This is a genomic window from Pseudoalteromonas sp. A22, assembly GCF_018141345.1.
Classification (GTDB): Bacteria; Pseudomonadota; Gammaproteobacteria; order Enterobacterales; family Alteromonadaceae; genus Pseudoalteromonas; species Pseudoalteromonas maricaloris.
This window is the reverse complement of sequence record NZ_CP047238.1, coordinates 942,905-961,789: the sequence shown is the minus strand read 5'-3', so window position 1 is coordinate 961,789 and position 18,885 is coordinate 942,905. Positions and strand designations below refer to the sequence as shown.

At 44.2% G+C, this 18,885-nt stretch carries 17 protein-coding genes; 8 read left to right on the top strand and 9 right to left on the bottom strand.

The genetic code is table 11. The annotated features are described in order from the left end of the window. Positions 1-73 precede the first annotated feature (73 nt). Positions 74-2,575 carry a PilZ domain-containing protein gene (locus GSF04_RS09215; protein WP_211859337.1) on the top strand — a complete coding sequence of 834 codons (2,502 nt, stop codon included), beginning with the start codon at positions 74-76 and terminating at the stop codon, positions 2,573-2,575. Positions 2,576-2,645: 70 nt separating this feature from the next. Here GSF04_RS09215 and ampE read toward each other — a convergent pair whose 3' ends face one another. Continuing rightward, positions 2,646-3,497 (bottom strand): beta-lactamase regulator AmpE, encoded by an 852-nt coding sequence (ampE, locus tag GSF04_RS09210; RefSeq protein ID WP_010370512.1) that lies wholly within the window; start codon positions 3,495-3,497, stop codon positions 2,646-2,648. A gap of 6 nt (positions 3,498-3,503) precedes the next feature. Continuing rightward, the gene (gene ampD / locus GSF04_RS09205) at positions 3,504-4,046 is read right to left on the bottom strand and encodes a 1,6-anhydro-N-acetylmuramyl-L-alanine amidase AmpD (RefSeq protein ID WP_211859336.1); all 543 of its coding nucleotides are present in this window, start codon (positions 4,044-4,046) and stop codon (positions 3,504-3,506) included. A 781-nt stretch (positions 4,047-4,827) separates the two neighbouring features. Here ampD and nadC point away from each other — a divergent pair. The 7 genes from nadC to pilB all read left to right on the top strand — a co-directional run bounded on the left by nadC (position 4,828) and on the right by pilB (position 11,744). Next, positions 4,828-5,670: a carboxylating nicotinate-nucleotide diphosphorylase gene (gene nadC, locus GSF04_RS09200; RefSeq protein WP_211859922.1), complete on the top strand. Its 843-nt coding sequence runs from the start codon at positions 4,828-4,830 to the stop codon at positions 5,668-5,670. Between the two features lie 252 nt (positions 5,671-5,922). Continuing rightward, complete coding sequence (locus GSF04_RS23515) at positions 5,923-6,132, top strand: hypothetical protein (protein ID WP_349251739.1); 210 nt, start codon at positions 5,923-5,925, stop codon at positions 6,130-6,132. Positions 6,133-6,603: 471 nt separating this feature from the next. Continuing rightward, a complete protein-coding gene (locus GSF04_RS09195; RefSeq protein ID WP_211859335.1) occupies positions 6,604-7,041 on the top strand; it encodes a prepilin-type N-terminal cleavage/methylation domain-containing protein in 438 nt (145 codons plus the stop codon). Between the two features lie 54 nt (positions 7,042-7,095). After that, positions 7,096-8,331, top strand: a complete 1,236-nt coding sequence (locus GSF04_RS09190) for a type II secretion system F family protein (protein ID WP_211859334.1) — start codon at positions 7,096-7,098, stop codon at positions 8,329-8,331. Between the two features lie 123 nt (positions 8,332-8,454). Continuing rightward, positions 8,455-9,333: an A24 family peptidase gene (locus tag GSF04_RS09185; protein WP_211859333.1), complete on the top strand. Its 879-nt coding sequence runs from the start codon at positions 8,455-8,457 to the stop codon at positions 9,331-9,333. Positions 9,334-9,342: 9 nt separating this feature from the next. Then, positions 9,343-9,972 carry a dephospho-CoA kinase gene (gene coaE, locus GSF04_RS09180; protein ID WP_211859332.1) on the top strand — a complete coding sequence of 210 codons (630 nt, stop codon included), beginning with the start codon at positions 9,343-9,345 and terminating at the stop codon, positions 9,970-9,972. Between the two features lie 95 nt (positions 9,973-10,067). After that, entirely contained in the window at positions 10,068-11,744 is a 1,677-nt protein-coding gene (pilB, locus tag GSF04_RS09175; protein ID WP_130164712.1) for a type IV-A pilus assembly ATPase PilB, read from the top strand. Between the two features lie 971 nt (positions 11,745-12,715). On the opposite strand, the gene rlmM is transcribed toward pilB, so the two are convergent. The 7 genes from rlmM to GSF04_RS09140 form a co-directional block, all read right to left on the bottom strand. Next, positions 12,716-13,801, bottom strand: coding sequence for a 23S rRNA (cytidine(2498)-2'-O)-methyltransferase RlmM (rlmM, locus tag GSF04_RS09170; RefSeq protein WP_088531405.1), 1,086 nt, complete (start codon positions 13,799-13,801; stop codon positions 12,716-12,718). Between the two features lie 13 nt (positions 13,802-13,814). Next, complete coding sequence (locus GSF04_RS09165; RefSeq protein ID WP_095728687.1) at positions 13,815-14,183, bottom strand: DUF423 domain-containing protein; 369 nt, start codon at positions 14,181-14,183, stop codon at positions 13,815-13,817. Further along, positions 14,176-14,814 (bottom strand): alpha/beta family hydrolase, encoded by a 639-nt coding sequence (locus GSF04_RS09160; protein WP_045989837.1) that lies wholly within the window; start codon positions 14,812-14,814, stop codon positions 14,176-14,178. The genes GSF04_RS09165 and GSF04_RS09160 overlap by 8 nt, the downstream gene beginning before the upstream one ends. Continuing rightward, on the bottom strand, positions 14,811-15,716 hold the full coding sequence (locus tag GSF04_RS09155) for a transcriptional regulator GcvA (RefSeq protein WP_088531408.1): 906 nt from the start codon (positions 15,714-15,716) through the stop codon (positions 14,811-14,813). The genes GSF04_RS09160 and GSF04_RS09155 overlap by 4 nt, the downstream gene beginning before the upstream one ends. Before the next feature lie 85 nt (positions 15,717-15,801). Then, positions 15,802-16,656, bottom strand: a complete 855-nt coding sequence (gene kdsA / locus GSF04_RS09150; protein WP_010370475.1) for a 3-deoxy-8-phosphooctulonate synthase — start codon at positions 16,654-16,656, stop codon at positions 15,802-15,804. Positions 16,657-16,666: 10 nt separating this feature from the next. Then, positions 16,667-17,917 carry a DUF819 family protein gene (locus GSF04_RS09145; protein ID WP_010607347.1) on the bottom strand — a complete coding sequence of 417 codons (1,251 nt, stop codon included), beginning with the start codon at positions 17,915-17,917 and terminating at the stop codon, positions 16,667-16,669. 36 nt (positions 17,918-17,953) lie between these two features. After that, positions 17,954-18,820 (bottom strand): tetratricopeptide repeat protein, encoded by an 867-nt coding sequence (locus GSF04_RS09140; RefSeq protein WP_017217935.1) that lies wholly within the window; start codon positions 18,818-18,820, stop codon positions 17,954-17,956. Positions 18,821-18,885 lie beyond the last annotated feature (65 nt).

The following is an 18,885-nucleotide window of genomic DNA, read 5'->3' as shown; positions in this document are numbered from 1 at the left end:
AAAGCGCCAATGTTGACATAATATTGGCGGTGACCCAACTGGTCACATAAAATGAGCGCGTGTAAAACTGTTTATGCCTGAAGATAGATTACAAAAATATCAAAGCTTAATTGAAGATTTAAAGCTGGATCTTGGCGATCCGGCTTTTGATCGCATATTTAAGCAACGTACTGCGGACCTATCCAAGCCGGACCAATTTCTATTAAAAATGGAAATGTCGCGGCTATCTCAGCCCGTGGCACGATTTATTGACCTCAGAGGACAAGTCGCAGGTCAAGTTAAGCCTTATGAATATGAAGGCAAACAGCACTTTATGGATGACTTAGCAATCGAAGTATTCGAGCGGGAAGTCGCTAAACATGGGGGTTATACCCTTGCAGTTTACGAATCCGTAATGAGTACCGACAATAATTATAAGGTCATGCAAAAGCAGGCCAAAGCACGCGAAGAAGAAGTAGAAAAAGACGCGGTCAATCATAACTACACTAAACTAGTCCGTTTCGCGTCGTACGAAAGCCGCTCCGAAGAGCGCATGAATTACTCCATTAAGATCACAGTGGAACTGGCAAAAAATCGCCCTAAGGTTTCCGCTACTACCTCCGATATTTCCCTCAGCGGCGCTAAAATAAAATTACCGACCAATCAACAGGTAGATCCCGGACAAATTATTTCGATCCGCTTAGTGGGTCTCGAGCAAGACTTTGAACTTGGCTTGAAAGAAGGTATTCAGTATGAAGTCGTCGCCGTAGAACCCGGCACGATTGAATACAACCAAGTTCGCTTAAAACGCACATTTATCGAGAAAAACCAAGGGTTTGATGACTTTTTAAATAGTTTTATACACGGTAACAAACGCCGCTATAAGATAAATCTCGACAACACTTTGGATGCCGTCGTTTGTAAAGGCTACGAACAGTATTATTTTCCACGCGTCTGCTCTTTGTTTGTTTTCATCTGTGAGAAACAAAAACAGCTTTATCCAAGCATGGTGCTTACCAACGAAAATAATGCCCATATCAATTACTACTTTGAAGACGAAAGAAAACAATCAGGCCTTTATTCCGTCTTCAACCAAAAACGAATGCAGCGACTGCTCGCGCTTTCTGGCGCGGTAAAAGAAGCGGTATGCCATGTGTTTACTCACTCTAGTCAAGGCAAAATGTACTTTTACTCAGCCTTTGACTTTGAGCTGGAAGAAATGCAGCAACTAAACGATCTGTTCTTTGCCTTTGGCAGCCAAAAAGACAGCTGGCGCACGTTTAAAGTACAACTCATGCCAAGCCATCATGAGGATGCGTTTATCCCGCTTTCGCTTCCCGCAAGTGCAGGCAAAAATGTCGAAAAGCTAAATAAACGCCCCACCCCGAGGGTACAAGGCTTTATCCAGGACGTGAAATATCTCATGTTACTGACAGATATTGGAAACCCATCTATCACTGAGCGATTCCAACGCTTGAGTTACGAACAAAGTTTAGTTAATCAGTTAAAGAAGTTCGGTCACGGCAAGTCAGCCACTCCTCCTCCGCTTGAGGTGGTTGCGTTAGAATACGTTAACTTGCGTGCGCACAGACGCTACCTGTATAAAACCAATGTCGTCGTTCATATTGATGGTCAAGGAACATTCAAGTGTGTTACCCGTGATTTTTCTGTCATGGGTTTACAAATAGAGTGCGGTCAAGAAATGCCGCTGAATAAAGGTGACTCAATACACTTAGACTTAGTCGATTTGCAGAGACTGACGAAACAGCACAATTTAACGAATTTGCGCTATGAAGTAATGATGGTCAATAAAACTAAAACTATCATTAACTTGAAAGTGCAGAAAATAGGTCAACTCGACCATTCTGCCATGGGGTTCTTTAAAGCCCTTATTGAGAGTAATAAAGACAAGCTGGTTGCTTGTGATGAAGCGCCAAAGGTGCCGGGGCTATCACTTGCGCTGCGTAACATGGTGACTAAATCCGTTTGCCAGTTTCCACTTTATTTACACAAAGAAACTTCACATAATGCGGTGGGAGCAATTGGACAGGGGCTTTACCCGACATCGCTTCACCACTTACTGCATTCGTTTAGCGATAATGACGATAACACCTTGGACGCCAAAGCCGTTTTCCCCGACCGTTTCGTCGAAGAAAAGCTCACCGAAATTCTAAAAACAAAATCGCGACAGGATAAACCGCTCAAATACTTGGTGTTTATTAAGTTTGATCCAAACCAAAGCAGTCAACACGAAGCGGTAGGTGCGCAAGTTATTGCCCATGAAGAGGCCATTGATAGCCTGTATTTGTATGCTAAAAAAGCACTACGCAATGACCTACTCTTTGTCTATCAGCTCTATGTATCAAAAACTGGCCGGCCAGATATGGATTATCTTGCAAATGAGCTGCGCTATGTAAGCCACTATGCAATCCACAAAGCAAAAGACCTAGAAGAAGCACTTTGGTCAGTGACTGGGGTGTGTGATTTGATAGATGTTACGGAATATGTGGTTCGAAACATGGGCTTTGATGCGCCGCTTGTTACTAAAATGGAAGAGCAGAAAAAGCGCTGGTTAGAGGCCAATTTTAAACACTGATTTCAACTGCTCCATATGCGCTTACAGTATATGGAGCATTGTTATAAAGATGTGTAGTTTGCAGCTAGGGCTACTCCACCCAACCAAATAGGGTTAATACTGCGATAATCACGAGATAAAACAAAATATTACGTTTCACGAGGCGCATCATACAGCTTGCTTCAAAGGTACAACCTAAAAACTGTTGTTCAATTTGCTCAGCCGCAAGTGCAGTGCTTGTGACGATTTGACGATTTGTGGTTTTAAAATCAAGCACATACTTCAACCAACTTGATGTACCTTTACTGAAGTTACCAATGATCAAAAAACCAAAACTTGCGATCCGTGCAGGAAGCCAATTTAGCCAATAAAATAACCGACAAAACTGCTCAAACACATGCTGTAGCGGCGGATTTTCTTGCTCGTGATGCCAATGCACAATTTGTCTTACCATCGCATATAGCACAGCGCCCGGCGCGCCCAACGCCACAAACCAAAAAATAACTCCGCAGTAATGCTGAAAGTTGATCCACGAAAGCGTCTGACCAAACGTCTCGCCGCCCGGCTCATCTTCTAATTTGTCTTGCCCCATTTGCAACGCATAAAGCGTAGCCGCTTCGTTATCACCTCTGGTCAGCGCATTCAAATAGCCTTTATAAAGCTTGCGATATTTTGCACAGCCAAAACAGACTAAGAGCACACAGATATTGATTGCAAACTGCCAAAACACAAAGTCACTTAGGCTGTAAATAAAAGCAACAACCAATGCAGGAATAACTAACCAAAGCATCACACCGAAATGCGAACCCAACATGGCATTTGGCTGAGTCCAAGATTTGGTTTTCGCGTAGTAACTTTGCAGGTAATGGTCGACTTGCCAGTAGTTCGCCCGCGCGCCAAGTCGTTCAATAATAAGCGCGATGATGATAGAAATTAAGATCATGCTTGCCTAGCTCTCTTGGTTATTTAACAAGGTAAAATAATGCTGCCAATCAAATGCTGCCCCCGGATCTGTCTTTCTTCCAGGAGCAATATCATTGTGCCCTACAATACGATCATTCGTCAGCTTTGGATAGTGCTGCTGCAGCCAACGCGTTGTTTTTACTAAACTCGCATATTGTGCTTCGGTATATGGCGTGGTGTCTGTACCCTCCATTTCAATACCAATTGCAAAGTCATTACAACGCGTTCGACCTTGCCACTCAGACACTCCCGCATGCCAAGCCCGTTCAATGAAGGGAACGTATTGGGTGATGCTACCGTCACGACGTATAACGCAGTGCGCCGACACTCTTACTCCCTCTAAGTCAGAAAAAGTTGGATGTGCGCCGCAGTCCAGCGTGCCCATAAATAAGTCTTCCACGTACGGCGTGCCAAAGCACCCTGCGGGCAACGAGATATTATGGATCACCAGTAAATCTATCTCACACGCTTGCGGTCTTTCATCGTAATGGGGGGATTGCTTGTGTTTAGCAAAAGGTAGCCAATTCAAAGTATTAGTTCCAAGCCTTGGTTTGCATTCGATTATAAAGACAAAATAAGACAAAAGGTAGGGATGGGTTTATGTGTAATGTAACAATAGTACCGCGACATAAAAGACATAATAGTTCGATATCAAATTGCAGCTGGCAAACAATAACCGTAACAGCGGGTTTACCCCGCGACCTCCGTTTTAGCCATCAACTCATTCTCTACAAACAAGCCTTTGCATTTCAAACACACCGTCGCGACATAAAGTCGCTGCTACGAAAATACATATTGGCTTCGACGTAAAGTCACAGTAAGCAACACATACCCGTTCGACATCAAATCACAGCAAGCAACGCATACACGTAGCAGCGGGTTTACCCCGCGACCTCCGTTTTAGCCATCAACTCATTCTTTACAAACAAGGATTTACATTTCAAATACTCTGTCGCGACATAAAGTCGCTGCTACGAAATCACATAACCGTTCGGCATCAAATCACAGCAAACAACGCATACACGTAGCAGCGGGTTTACCCCGCGACCTCCGTTTTAGCCGGCAACTCTTTCTTTACAAACAAGGATTTGCATTTCAAATACTCTGTCGCGACATAAAGTCGCTGCTACAAAAATACATATTGGTTTTCGACATAAAGTCACAGCAAACAACGCATACACGTAGCAGCGGGTTTACCCCGCGAAACAAAAGCCACCTCGCCAAATTTCGTGAATTCTTCTCCATCAATTGTACTCCTAGGCAAACGCGCGTAAAATTCGGCCATTGCAGAAAAAATGAAAAGACAACCTATGATTGACCAAAACCTTATCAGCCAAATGGTAAAGCAGGCGCTAGACGAAGACCTTAATTATCAAACACCAAACGAAGGTGATATTACCGCAGCCCTTATCCCAGAGACGCAGCACGCAAATGCCTATGTGATCACAAGGGAAGATTGTGTATTCGTTGGCAAGGCGTTAATCGAAGAAGTTTTTCAGCAGGTCGACCCAAGTGTTAGCGTCAACGTACTTGTGAACGACGGCGATTTTGTCGCCGCCAACACTCGCTTGTTTACCGCAAGCGGCTCAGCAAGAGCGATTCTAACCGCAGAACGCACGGCGCTTAACTTTGTACAAACGCTATCGGGCACGGCAACCACCACAGCAAAGTATGTTGAAGTGCTGAGCGGTACGCAAACTAAACTGCTAGATACACGTAAAACCATCCCTGGATTAAGAGCGCTACAAAAATACGCCGTTAAATGTGGCGGTGGTAAAAATCATAGAATTGGCCTCTTCGACGCGTATCTTATTAAAGAAAACCACATTGCCGCCTGTGGCAGTATCGCCAAAGCCGTTGCGACTGCGCGTAATAACCACCCAGACAAACCGGTAGAAGTTGAAGTAGAAAACCTAGGCGAATTACAACAAGCCTTAGATGCTGGCAGCGATATTATTATGCTTGACAACTTCAGTGTGAGCGACATTCAACAAGCGGTTGAAATCACGCAAGGCAAAGCCAAGCTAGAAGTCTCTGGTAATATGACCATTGAAATTTTGACGACTTACGCACAAGCCGGTGTTGATTTTATTTCGAGTGGCGCACTGACCAAGCATGTACAAAGCATCGACCTGTCGATGCGCTTTGAATAATGTAAAGCTTTGACAACTTCCTCTCTTTTATACATGCAAAAAGGGCCTTGATTGAGCCCTTTTGTTTTTCTGTCTTACTTAATGTGGCATTCAAGCTACCAATGCGACACTGCCAGTAATGGTTCAACTTTCTGTAGCTAGGGCCTGTTGATCTTTCAAGTTTGTTTTTGCAGCAGTTTGACTGGTATTTATACAAGGCAGAGCCTGCGTAGCATAGTTATTCTATGTAAGTCAGGTGATAACACAGTAGAAATGCTAATCAAGCGCTGCCCTTTGGGTTCACCTGAGTGCGCTTTGTTCATTGTTGCTCAACTTTTGCCTAGATTACTAGGCGGCAAGTCGAGCGTCGCGACCAAAACACACTCAGAAGAACAAAAATCAAACAGCAAAGGTCAACAGGCCCTAGCCTTATTTAATAACAAAATCGCTACCATAAACGGAGTGTTCTGTGCTTTCCCGTAATCCCACGTAATAGAGAAAGTTTTCTATTTCGTTGACAAATCTACTTAAAACCCGTTAAATACGACAAAAGAACTAGAGTGTAACAAGATCTTAATGTTCAGTAACGATTAATTCCGTTCGTTTTTTGAACCGATATTCGGAAAGCTTGCGCTATCGCAAGAGAATCAATAATTTATTATTAAAATTCAATTGCTGAGCTCAGCGTTTACTATTAAAGTAAATGTTAATTGTGATCGCTGAAACTAAATCGGTGCTACACTTCTAGTTGATTAGGGAACGGTCACAAACTTAACGGGTTTAGCTTTTAAGATTTTTGAATGATGAGCTTCTTGCATCTTCTTGGTCGCCGTTAAGTCAATTTGAGCACACCAGTTTGTTGATTCGATGGATTGGTAATTATTGCAAAGGTTTTAATAAACGCTTAACTTAAACATTGTACGGTTAAGTCACTTAAAATTTAGGAGACACATCATGACTCAAAAACAACAGGGTGGTTTTACCCTAATCGAACTAATGATTGTAGTTGCAATCGTAGGTATTTTGGCAGCAGTAGCACTACCTGCATATCAGGACTACACAGTGAAAGCCCGTTTTACGGAAGTAGTTACTGCCGCAGCGTCGGTAAAAACGACAATGACAGAATGTTTGCAGACTAACAACAATGTGATTACAGCATGCGACACTTACGCCGAGTTAGGTATTGCAGCACCAGCTTCAACAAACAACTTGGACAGTGTTACTGTCACAGCAACCACTGGTGTTATCACTGCAACGGGTACTGCAGTAGCCGGTGGATATACGTATATTTTAACTCCCCCAGCAATTGATCCAGCAGATCCAGCTCCGTCAACCTATGTGTTTACCAGAACTGGTTCATGTACAACAGCAAATATCACAAACCTCTGCTAATAAATTATCGGGGAGATTTAACCTCCCCGTTAATTTCAACTAATACTCTCATCCATGAATAAGAAATCTATAGAATCTAGCAATACTTTAGACACCTTTATGTGGGTCGGAGTAAATAATAGAGGTAAACGCCTCGAAGGCGAAATAACAGGCTCGAGTGTCGCTTTAGTCAAAGCGCAGCTAAGAAAACAGGGCATTACTCCTTCCAAAGTCAAGCGTAAACCTAAACCACTGTTTGGTTTGTCTGGTGCGCAAAAAATCACTCCTCAAGATATTGCAACGGTCACAAGACAAATTGCCACTATGTTGACTGCTGGTGTATCTCTAGTACAGACTCTTGAGATGCTGGCCAGAGGCAGCAAAAATAAATCATTGTCTAAACTCATAGGTCATGTGGGCGATGAAGTGAAGGCAGGTCAGCCTTTAGCGAAAGCATTACGTGCTTACCCCAGATATTTTGATGAACTTTATTGCGACCTTGTTCATTCAGGTGAACAGTCTGGCGCGCTAGATACCATATTTGACCGCATAGCGCTCTATAAAGAAAAAACCGAAGCGCTGAAATCTAAAATTAAGAAAGCATTGTTTTACCCGATAGCTGTCATTGTTGTCGCGTTAATTGTTACCTCTATATTATTAATTTTTGTCGTACCTCAATTTCAAGACATATTTAACGGTTTTGGAGCTGAGTTACCTGCATTTACGCTTATGGTTATTGGTTTCTCTGAGTTTCTACAAGAGTACTGGTGGGTGTTTTTGCTCGGACTTGGCCTATTTGGTTATACCTATAAAGAAATGCTGATTCGCAGTCCTGCTGTAAAACACTTTAACGACAGAATGATACTTAAACTTCCCGTTGTCGGTGAAATTTTGAAAAAAGCGGCGGTGGCGCGTTATGCTCGTACGCTTTCGACTACCTTTGCAGCGGGTGTTCCCCTTGGCGATGCACTCGATTCTGCTGCAGGTGCATCAGGCAATATTATTTACAAAAACGCGATTAAAGAAATAAAAGCAGAGGTTAACTCGGGTAACCAAATGCACTGGGCAATGCATAACACCAAAGTCTTCCCTGATATGGTGGTGCAAATGGTGTCTATCGGTGAAGAATCGGGCTCGCTAGATGGTATGCTGGCAAAAGTTGCAAACATTTATGAGCAAGAAGTCGATGATGCGGTGGATGGCCTATCTAGCCTATTAGAACCATTAATTATGGTGGTACTCGGCGTACTGATCGGTGGCCTTATCATTGCTATGTACTTGCCTATATTCCAATTAGGCTCAGTGGTGTAGTGGAAAACACCTCGTAAGCTTTCAAGTTCTCGATTGTTCCCTATGGTACACTGTTATATCCAAAAACCTATACCGAGCATGCCTCGGTAATTTAAACAAAAAATATAAGCAAGCGCCCAACTTATGCAAGATATTATCAACTTGATGCAAACCCAGTTATGGTATTGGTTACTCACCGTCGGACTCGTTAGTCTTTGCACCGGTAGCTTTCTCAATGTGGTTATTCTTCGCTTACCTAAAATGATGAAACAGAACTGGCAATCAGAATGTCGCGTGTTGCTTGCCGATGAGCTACCAACACAAACCGCTGAAGCACCCGTGTTTAATTTAATTAAACCAAATTCTCATTGCCCCAGCTGCAAAACGCCGATTAAGGCGTGGCAAAACATTCCACTGATCAGCTGGCTATTATTAAAAGGCAAATGCAACCACTGCGACGCGTCAATCTCTGTACGCTATCCTTTGGTAGAGCTAACAACCGCCCTACTCTCCACATGGATTGCTTGGCATTTTGGTGCCACTTTAGAAGCCACTCTATATGTTTTGATTACTTGGGTATTAATCGCACTTACGGTTATCGATATCGACGAAATGTTGCTGCCAGATCAGTTAACGCTACCAACTTTATGGTTAGTACTGGTTGCCAGTTGTTTTGGTGTTGGCATTGAGCCCAATGATGCCATTATCGGCGCGGCCATAGGTTATTTGAGTTTATGGAGTGTGTATTGGCTGTTTAAATTACTCACAGGTAAAGAAGGCATGGGCTATGGCGACTTTAAACTGCTAGCCATCTTTGGTGCATTGATGGGCTGGCAAGCAATTCTAACTATAGTGCTACTTTCAAGCCTAGTCGGCGCAATCATTGGTAGCATCCAATTAAGTGTTCAAGGCCGAGATAAAGCCACCCCAATCCCATTTGGCCCTTACTTAGCCATTGCAGGCTGGATCACCCTAATGTACGGCGAGCAGCTACAGCTGTGGTACGTAAACTTAATCATGTAAAGTAAGACAATGCTAAAAACGAATAATTGGATTTTAGGGGTGACGGGCGGTATTGGTGCGGGTAAAACGGCCATCACTAACCACTTGCAGCAAAAAGGGATAGTGGTTGTTGACGCCGATATCGTTGCACGAGAAGTAGTCGCGCTAGGCAGCACAGGGCTACAAGCAATTACTGATAAGTTTGGCAGTGCCATTTTACAGCTGGACGGCAACTTAGATAGAGCTAAGTTAAGAGCCATTATTTTTGCTGATGCCGACAAAAAACAGTGGCTTAATGAGCTACTTCACCCGCTTATCCGTAATGAAATACTCACGCAGTTAAACGCAGCGCAAAGCGATTACGTGGTTTTAGCTGCGCCTCTGCTGTTCGAAAATGGTTTAGAGCGCTACTGCGATGCCACTTTACTTGTTGATGTTGCTGTTGATACGCAAATCGCAAGAACAACCAGCCGAGATTTGGTAGATGCAGCGCAAGTAAACCGTATTATCGAGTCGCAGTTACCGCGCGCAGATAAACAAGCAAAAGCGGACTACATATTAGACAACGACCGACCGCTACTTGAAAGCCTGCAAGAGACAGATAGATTACACAATGAGTTTATCAATCTAGCAAAAGTGAAAGTAAGACTAAATAATTAGTAAAATTTACTCTACACTCAACGTGATAACTTGGCATTTTTCCAACTTAATGATAAATATTGAATATGCATTCAATGTGAAGGCAAAGAGGTACTATGGAACATCATTCCCCGCTACTGCGTAAATTTATTACCTTAGGGCGAGTCACTGCTGAGCAAATAAAGTCTCGCCAGCCAGAAGCAAACACCACCGCCGAGTTAATTTGCCTAAGTTCAGGAATGAGCTCCAAAGAGCTAGCTGAAGAATGCCTAGACTTATTCAAGGTGCCCTTTTTTAATCTTGATCACTTTAACGTTAGTGAAATTCCACCAGCGCTAGTCAAAGAAAAACTGATCCGTAAGCACCATATTTTACCGCTGGTACAAAAAGGTAGAAAACTCTACGTTGCGGCTTCTGATCCTACTGACTTTGGCGCATTTGAAAACTTTGAGTTTAGTACTGGATTACAGTGTGAAGTACTGGTAGCCGACTACAAAAAACTCGAAGCAAAGATTGATCAGCTGTTTGATGCAACGGGCGGCCTCTCGATCTCTGAAGAAGAATTTAAAGAATTTGCCGACTTAGAAGTTGATGACGAGCCTAAACAGCAAAACACCAACGAAGACAAAGACGATGCGCCAATCATCGTTTATATCAATAAAATCTTAATGGACGCGATAAAAAAAGGCGCGTCGGATCTACACTTTGAGCCCTACGAGAAGAAATATCGTGTGCGCTTTCGTATCGATGGCCTGCTGCATGAGATGGCAAGCCCACCAAACACATTAGCTACTCGTCTCGCCGCCCGTATCAAAGTGATGGCGCATTTAGACATAGCAGAAAAACGCAAACCGCAAGATGGCCGCATTAAATTAAAGATCTCCGAGCGCAAAAGTATCGATTTTCGTGTAAGTACACTGCCTACCATGTGGGGCGAGAAAATCGTAATGCGTATTCTAGATTCGTCCAGCGCCATGCTCGGCATTGACGTGCTAGGTTATGAGCCTGAGCAAAAACAGCTTTACCTCGACGCACTAGAACAGCCTCAGGGCATGATTTTGGTAACCGGTCCAACGGGTTCCGGTAAAACCGTGTCACTTTACACTGGCTTGAATATTCTTAATCAGCCAGAGCGCAATATCAGCACGGCGGAAGACCCTGTCGAAATAAACCTTGAGGGTATTAACCAAGTACAAATCAATACCAAAGCGGATATGACTTTCGCCAATGCCTTGAGAGCATTCTTACGTCAGGATCCGGATGTGGTGATGGTTGGTGAGATCCGTGACCTTGAAACCGCTGAGATCTCAATAAAAGCCGCCCAAACCGGTCACTTAGTATTGAGTACGCTGCACACCAATTCTGCGCCTGAAACGCTCACCCGTCTATTAAACATGGGCGTGCCGGCGTACAACGTAGCAAGCTCGGTGAGTCTGATTATTGCCCAGCGTCTCGCAAGACGCCTTTGCCCTAAGTGTAAAACACCCGAAACACTGCCGGAAGAAGCCTTGCTAGGGCAAGGCTTTACTGCCGAGCAAATTAAAGAGATTACCCTTTTTGCACCTAAAGGCTGTGAAAGCTGCACCGATGGTTACAAAGGCCGTGTGGGTATTTATGAAGTGGTAAAAATCACGCCAGAGCTTTCGCACCTGATCATGGAAGGGGGAAACTCTCTTGAGATTGCCGAAAAAGCAGAGCAGTTAGGTTTTGATAACTTACGTAAGTCTGGCCTGAAAAAAGCCGCCGCAGGGGTGACATCGCTTACAGAAATCAACCGCGTAACGAGTTATTAAGACTGATTGATTAAGACAAAAAGATCGCGATGTAAAATCGCCCCCACAAATAAGGTAACATCCGTGTGGGAGCCGCTTTATGCAGCGAGCTTGATGAAAAAGATCGCGATGTGAAATTGCTCCCACCAATAAACTAACATCTATGTGGGAGCCGCTTTATGCGGCGAGCTTGATAAAAAGATCGCGATGTAAAATCGCTCCTACAAATAAGCTAACATCGGTGCGGGAGACGCTTTACGCGGCGAGCTTGATGAAAAAACTCGCGATGTAAAATCGCTCCCACCAATAAGATAACATCGATGTGGGAGCCGCTTTATGCGGCGAGCTTGATAAAAATATCGCGATCTGAAATCGCTCCTACAACTAAGGTAACACCCGTGTGGGAGGCGCTTTACGCGGCGAGCTTGATAAAAATATCGCGATGTGAAATCGCTCCTACAACTAAGGTAACATCGGTGTGGGAGCCGCTTTACGCGGCGAGCTTGATAAAAAATATCGCGATGTAAAATCGTGCCTACAACTAAGATACCCCCGTGTGGGAGATGCTTTACGCGGCGAGCTTGATGAAAAAGATCGCGATGTGAAATCGCTCCTACAACTAAGGTAACACCCGTGTGGGAGGCTCTTTACGCGGCGAGATTGATAAAAAAGTTCGCGATGTGAAATCGCTCCTACAAATCAGGTAACATCGGTGTGGGAGCCGCTTTACGCGGCGAGATTGATGAAAAAACTCGCGATGTGAAATCGCGCCTACAACTGAGCTAACACCCGTGTGGGAGCCGCTGTATGCGGCGAGATTGATAAAAAATATCGCGATGTGAAATCGCTCCTACAAATAAGCTAACATCGGTGTGGGAGCCGCTTTACGCGGCGAGATTGATGAAAAAGCTCGCGATGTGAAATCGCTCCTACAACTAAGCTAACACCCGTGTGGGAGACGCTTTACGCGGCGATCTTGTTATCGTTTAAAATCAGCTATACAAATTTTGCGGTACTTTAAGCACATTAATATGTACCGTGACTTCCTCACGGTCATGATATAGGTGCTTTGCTTGGATCTCATAATCCACATTGTACTTTTGTAGCTCTTCATGGATAAGCGTAAGACATTCATACACGCTGTCGAAGCGTTTTTTCATCGGTAGCTTTAAGTTAAAGATCAGCTCTCGAGCGAACGCATTCACCACCCAGTCCACCATCAGATCAGCAACACGCGTTGGCTTTTCGACCATATCACACACCAACCAATCAATATTGCGTTTTTCTGGGCGATATTTGAATCCATCTTCACGATAGTGCTTCACTTGTCCCGTTTCCATCAGGTCATCATTCATCGGGCCATTATCGATTGAGGCGACGAACATGCCACGGCGTACCAGCTGGTATGTCCAACCGCCAGGACAAGCACCTAAATCAACGGCTCGCATCCCCGCACGCACACGTGTCTCTTGCTGATCTTTAGGCACAAAGACATGGAATGCCTCGTCTAATTTTAGCGTCGAGCGGCTTGGTGCGTCCGATGGCATTCTCAGACGTGGGATCCCCATAAAGAATGGCGAATTGTTATCACTAAACGAATAACCAACATAAGCGGTGTTATTGGCAAGGAACAATACGTGTAACACAGGCTTGGTAGGTTTTACCTCACGAGTCAGCTTATTTTGCTTCTCGAGCGCCTTAGACAAAGGCGTTGAAAACTTTTTACAGAATTTAGAAAGTTCTTTACCTTCATTAGTATCTGGCGTTTCAACGCGCAGCTCACCACACAAAGGAAAACCTTCCACAGCCGCTTTTATCACGCTCACTCTGTCTTCAATCGGCATATGGGTATGTAAAGTGCCAACAAACCACTGCCTTGCAAACACCAGTTTCTTAAAGTCGATTTTCTTCGCTAAGGTCTCAGCATCATTTGGCGAAAAGCACTCAAATGTTACAAAAGCAGTATTCGGCTTAGCTTTTACGTAGCCAGCAATTCCATGCTTTGCAGCATAATGATTAATTTCGGCTGCGGCGTCACTTTCAAAACCACCGCGACAATAGATAACGATACTCGACATTAGATTCTCTAGATTAAAAGGAAGATTTAGCAGCTTGAACTATCAATAAAATCCAAGCAATTAAAAAACAGGTACCACCGATTGGGGTGATTGGCCCTAGCCATTTCATACCCGTTAAGGCTAGTAAGTACAGACTACCACTAAATAGCAATACACCCATAATAAAGAAACCGCCAGCAACTTGCACCTTGAGGCCCCATTTGATTAAAAACGCGGTGGCAATAATGGCAAGACCATGAGTCATTTGGTATTGCGCCGCCGTATTAAAAATACCAATGGCATAGTCGCTCAAACGTCCTTTGAGACCGTGAGCGGCAAACGCGCCTAGAGCCACAGACAATAAACAAAACACGCTGCCAATAATCAAGTAGAGCTTAGCCATGACAGCGCTCCTTAATAAAATTCGCCGCAATCACGGCAGCATTCGCGCGGCTCTCTGACTCGCTTACACCACTCACCTTACGTGGCTTGAGTGAATGGTCGCCATCTTTGAGCCATTTCACCATGACTTGCTCTGGAAAGCACATGGCATCAACCTCTGTACGATTGCCAAAGGTATCACGTTCGCCTTGTAAAATGAGCAGCGGGCATTTCAGCTCAGGAAAATGGTCCACTCTGAGCTTTTCCGGCTTACCTGGCGGGTGGAATGGGTAACCAAACGCAAGTACCCCTTCCACTTTTACGGTGGTTTCACAGGCCAGCATAGATGCCATACGCCCGCCCATTGACTTACCACCAATAAAGAGCGGTAAACTTGGCTCTACTGCGGCCAATACTTGCTGAAAATACGCGAGTAGCTTAGGGGCACGCTCTGGTGGGCGCTTTTTCCCTTCTTGTTTGGCTTGCTGCATATATTCAAAGTCAAAGAGTCCAACTTGAACGCCCTTAGAAGCAAGCAATTTAGCCATTTCTTGCATAAAATCGCTATCGCTTCCTGCGCCTGCACCATGGGCAAAAATAAACTGTGCAACTGGGTTTTCAGCATAGTGCCATTCAATATTTACTGCGCTCATAAACTATTTAACTCTTGTTCGTGTTCTACCATACCGAGCATCCATTCTTTGAATGAAACTATTTTACCCAGCTCTGACTGCGACTCTCTAAATACCAAATAATAGGCATTTTTACTTTCGAGGTGGTGACTAAACGGAATAACCAGTCGCCCTGCATCTATATCCGGTCTTGCCAGTACGCTATTTCCCAGCGCCACACCTTGGCCGTGAATTGCTGCCTGTAACACCATAGAAGAGTGACTGAAGATAGGCCCGGTATTTACCGCCACATTTCTGACCCCAGCGGTTTTCATCCATGCCTTCCAAGCGCGACGCGTGGTGTCATGGAGTAAAGTATGTTGCGCTAGGTCGCTTGGCTGATTTAACGGTTTTGGGCCGGTTAATAAAAATGGACTACATAACGGCACTAAATACTCAGTATGTAGCTTATGGGTTTGCACCCCATTCCAATTACCACGACCGTAGTAAATCGCGACATCAACGTCATCCGTTAACGAGTTGTCGTCGTGATCTTGGGCTTTGATCCGTACGTCGATTTCAGGGTGCAACTCATTAAAGTTGCTCAGCCTTGGTACCAACCATTGAATTGCAAAGCTCGGCGTCAAACTCACCGTTAGTGACCCTTTTGCGCCTCGTGCTAGGAGCTTTTCAGTCGCATCGATTAATTGTGAAAAAATATCTTTAATATCGAGGTAATAGCCCTGCCCTTCCTCAGTTAACAGTAAGGAGCGATTTTTTCGCAAAAACAGTTTTAAACCTAGATGTTCTTCTAAGATTTTAATTTGATGACTAACCGCAGCTTGAGTGACGTACAACTCCTCCGCTGCTTTAGTAAAGCTCAGGTGTCGTGCCGCCGCCTCAAAGGCTTTTAATGCATTTAATGGTGGAACTCGTCGTGACATTCATTCATGCCTATAAAAAACCCGCTAACCGCGGGCAAGTAAAATCCCCAAACAACATCTAATTATGAGGTCGCTTGGGTATAGATTATAAATCAGCTGCGCTGGTGTCCAGTGGCGCAAAACTCTTAACTAGCTCATCTACCGCTTTCATCTGTTGTAGGTAGCCTTCAAGTTTAGCCAATGGCAATGCACAAGGACCATCACACTTAGCTTCATTTGGATTCGGATGCGCTTCAATAAAAAGTCCAGCTAACCCAAGTGCCATACCGCTACGAGCAAGCTCAGCAGCCTGAGCACGGCGGCCATCGGCAGAGTCGCTACGACCACCTGGACGCTGTAGCGCATGTGTCGCATCAAAAATAACAGGAGCCATACGCTTCATGTCATCCATGCCCAGCATATCCACGATCAGGTTGTTATAACCAAAGCTGCTGCCGCGTTCACAGAGGATAACTTTGTCATTGCCCGCTTCATTGATTTTCTTAATGATATGACGCATTTCATGTGGCGCTAAAAACTGTGGTTTTTTCACGTTGATCACCGCGCCAGTTTCTGCCATAGCGACAACCAAGTCAGTTTGACGGGCAAGAAACGCAGGTAACTGGATCACATCAGCAACTTCCGCAACGGGTTTTGCTTGGAATGGCTCATGCACATCGGTGATAACCGGTACATTAAAGGTCTTTTTGATTTCTTCAAAAATCTTTAAGCCTTCTTCCATGCCAGGGCCACGGTAAGAGTTAATTGACGAGCGATTAGCCTTATCAAATGACGCTTTAAATACGTATGGGATCCCAAGTTTACTTGTGACCTCAACGTAATGCTCTGCGATTTGCATTGCTAAATCACGAGACTCAAGCACATTCATTCCACCGAACAGTACAAACGGCTTATCGTTTGCAACTTCTCGTCCCGCAACGTTAATAATATCTGTATTCATTTTTTATCCTTTAGCTGCCTATTACACGAAGCAATTGTCCGCATAACCAAGCCATATAAGTACCAAGAGCATAACCAAGCACCGCCAGTAACACACCGACCGGAGCAAGCGCTGGGTGGAAAGCCGAGGCCACCACCGGCGCAGATGCCGCACCACCAATGTTTGCTTTACTGCCAACGGCAACATAAAACACAGGTGCTTTAATTAATTTAGCAACGATAAATAACAAACCGACATGCACGGCCATCCAAATAACACCAATAACAACGTATTTAGGCGCCTCAACAATTTTGGTGATATCCATGTGTAGACCAATGGTTGCTACTAAAATATATAAAAAGCTCGAGCCAATTTTTGACGCGCCAACCGCTTCATATTGACGTGCTTTGGTAAACGAAAGTGCTAGACCTATGGTCGTAACGAGAACAATAATCCAAAAAAGTTTGCTGTGAAGAGAGAACTTCTTCAGCTCTGGGTAGTTACTACTAAAAAATGGCACCAGTAAGTCCGCAGCAAAATGCGCAAGCCCCGTTGCACCAAAAGCAAAACCAACTAGGATCATCAAATCTTTGAGTTCGGGTTTTCTTGCGTGCTCTGCTTCAAATGCTTGTACTTTGTCAATTAGGCGGTTGATTGAAGAAGTATCCGCCCCGGTTCGCGCATCAATTTCTTTATTGCGCGCCGCCATATAGAGCAAGCACGCCATCCACAAGTTTGCGACAACAATATCAACCGTTACCATGATGGTGAAGATTTCTCCGCCTGCGCCGTAAATCTCTTTCATCGCCACCATATTGGCACCGCCACCAATCCAGCTTCCTGCAAGCGCGGCCATACCACGCCATACAGCTTCTGGGCCAGTTACACCAAGTAGCTCAGGCATAAAGGTAGCAGTAAGTAAAAGCGCAATTGGGCCACCAATCACCACACCCACCGTTCCCGTTAGGAACATGATAATTGCCTTTTTACCCAAAGCCGCTATCGATTTTAGGTCAATACTTAGTGTCAATAGCACCAAACAAGCGGGTAACAGATAATACTTTGCTACCGTGTAAACATCGTTATTGTTGCCATCAACGATACCAAAGGTATTTAACAGAGATGGTAAGAAATAACACATCAACAGCGCTGGCACGTACTTGTAAAACTTTGCCCAAACTCCGCTTTTTTGACTCGATGTGTAAAAAACAAATCCCAGAATAACGGCCAATAGGCCCATAATTACCGCGTTATTGGTAACGAGCGCAGCGCTTTGCTCCATAAATCCTCGCTGTTATTATTTTTTATATAACTATTTTTAATGCAAAATATTATTATGATCGGCCAACTCTTTGATCTGATGCTGGATCACTTCAATGGTTGGGTCGTCCGGACATTCATCAACAAAAAATTGTAAGTCATCTTTTGCCATCTTCGGACAGTTTAATTGGTTGAGTAGATAGCCTCTATCACGACGTTCATAAGGATCATCGCCTAAGATATCCATCAATTGCTCGACGCAACTTAACGCGTGACCAAACTTTTCTGCGGCAATAAACGCCCATTTTTGCTGAGACAAATAAAGCTTTAACGACTCTTCGTTAAAAATAAGCTCCATCGGCTCTTGGTCTTTTTCTTGCTCTTTGTCTTGATTGTTTTCGTTTTCTGGAATTATGTACCAGCTCTGGTGGCCCGAGCTTGGCTCAATGACATAACCTTCTTCTTCGCTAAAAGCGACGTGTACGACAATCTCCCCTTGGCTTAGGGCAAGACTGGCCTCTAATTTCGCTCGTTCAAGCAGATGCACTAAGACAAGACCCAGTGCAGTATTGGTGCCACTGCGCATGGAAAGTGCGTAACAAACGCTATTGAGCTTATATTCAGGCACCTTTTGACTGCTGCCACTGAATAGCCACAAGGTATAAAAAGCGTCTAAGATTTCATCCAAACATTTATGATTGTTTGTATGCTTATGGCGAATTTCATCCACGGCAAATTCGAGCTCTGCTAACTGACACAAAGTTTCATTGGTATCAGCTTGTGCATCCCAACTTTGCTCAGCCTTGATACAACGGATCAATGGCGGATAGGAAAATGCATCTGAATTGTCATCGAGAGATAAGTCATTCTCATCTAACCAGATATCATTCTTCATAGAATTCGGTTTCTCTTGAATTGCTTTCATTTAGAACGACTAGTTTACCACTTTTTGTCATATTCCCAAGGGGGGAAATTTAGTAATACCAATCT

Coding starts and splice junctions, on each gene's coding strand:
- GSF04_RS09140 (WP_017217935.1), bottom strand. CDS start 18,820: ATGAAAGCAATTCAAGAGAAACCGAATTCTATGAAGAATGATATCTGG.
- GSF04_RS09160 (WP_045989837.1), bottom strand. CDS start 14,814: ATGAGCGCAGTAAATATTGAATGGCACTATGCTGAAAACCCAGTTGCA.
- ampE (WP_010370512.1), bottom strand. CDS start 3,497: ATGATCTTAATTTCTATCATCATCGCGCTTATTATTGAACGACTTGGC.
- GSF04_RS09190 (WP_211859334.1), top strand. CDS start 7,096: ATGAATAAGAAATCTATAGAATCTAGCAATACTTTAGACACCTTTATG.
- GSF04_RS09165 (WP_095728687.1), bottom strand. CDS start 14,183: ATGGCTAAGCTCTACTTGATTATTGGCAGCGTGTTTTGTTTATTGTCT.
- GSF04_RS09145 (WP_010607347.1), bottom strand. CDS start 17,917: ATGGAGCAAAGCGCTGCGCTCGTTACCAATAACGCGGTAATTATGGGC.
- GSF04_RS09215 (WP_211859337.1), top strand. CDS start 74: ATGCCTGAAGATAGATTACAAAAATATCAAAGCTTAATTGAAGATTTA.
- GSF04_RS09195 (WP_211859335.1), top strand. CDS start 6,604: ATGACTCAAAAACAACAGGGTGGTTTTACCCTAATCGAACTAATGATT.
- GSF04_RS09155 (WP_088531408.1), bottom strand. CDS start 15,716: ATGTCACGACGAGTTCCACCATTAAATGCATTAAAAGCCTTTGAGGCG.
- coaE (WP_211859332.1), top strand. CDS start 9,343: ATGCTAAAAACGAATAATTGGATTTTAGGGGTGACGGGCGGTATTGGT.
- kdsA (WP_010370475.1), bottom strand. CDS start 16,656: ATGAATACAGATATTATTAACGTTGCGGGACGAGAAGTTGCAAACGAT.
- rlmM (WP_088531405.1), bottom strand. CDS start 13,801: ATGTCGAGTATCGTTATCTATTGTCGCGGTGGTTTTGAAAGTGACGCC.
- GSF04_RS23515 (WP_349251739.1), top strand. CDS start 5,923: ATGCTAATCAAGCGCTGCCCTTTGGGTTCACCTGAGTGCGCTTTGTTC.
- nadC (WP_211859922.1), top strand. CDS start 4,828: ATGATTGACCAAAACCTTATCAGCCAAATGGTAAAGCAGGCGCTAGAC.
- pilB (WP_130164712.1), top strand. CDS start 10,068: ATGGAACATCATTCCCCGCTACTGCGTAAATTTATTACCTTAGGGCGA.
- GSF04_RS09185 (WP_211859333.1), top strand. CDS start 8,455: ATGCAAGATATTATCAACTTGATGCAAACCCAGTTATGGTATTGGTTA.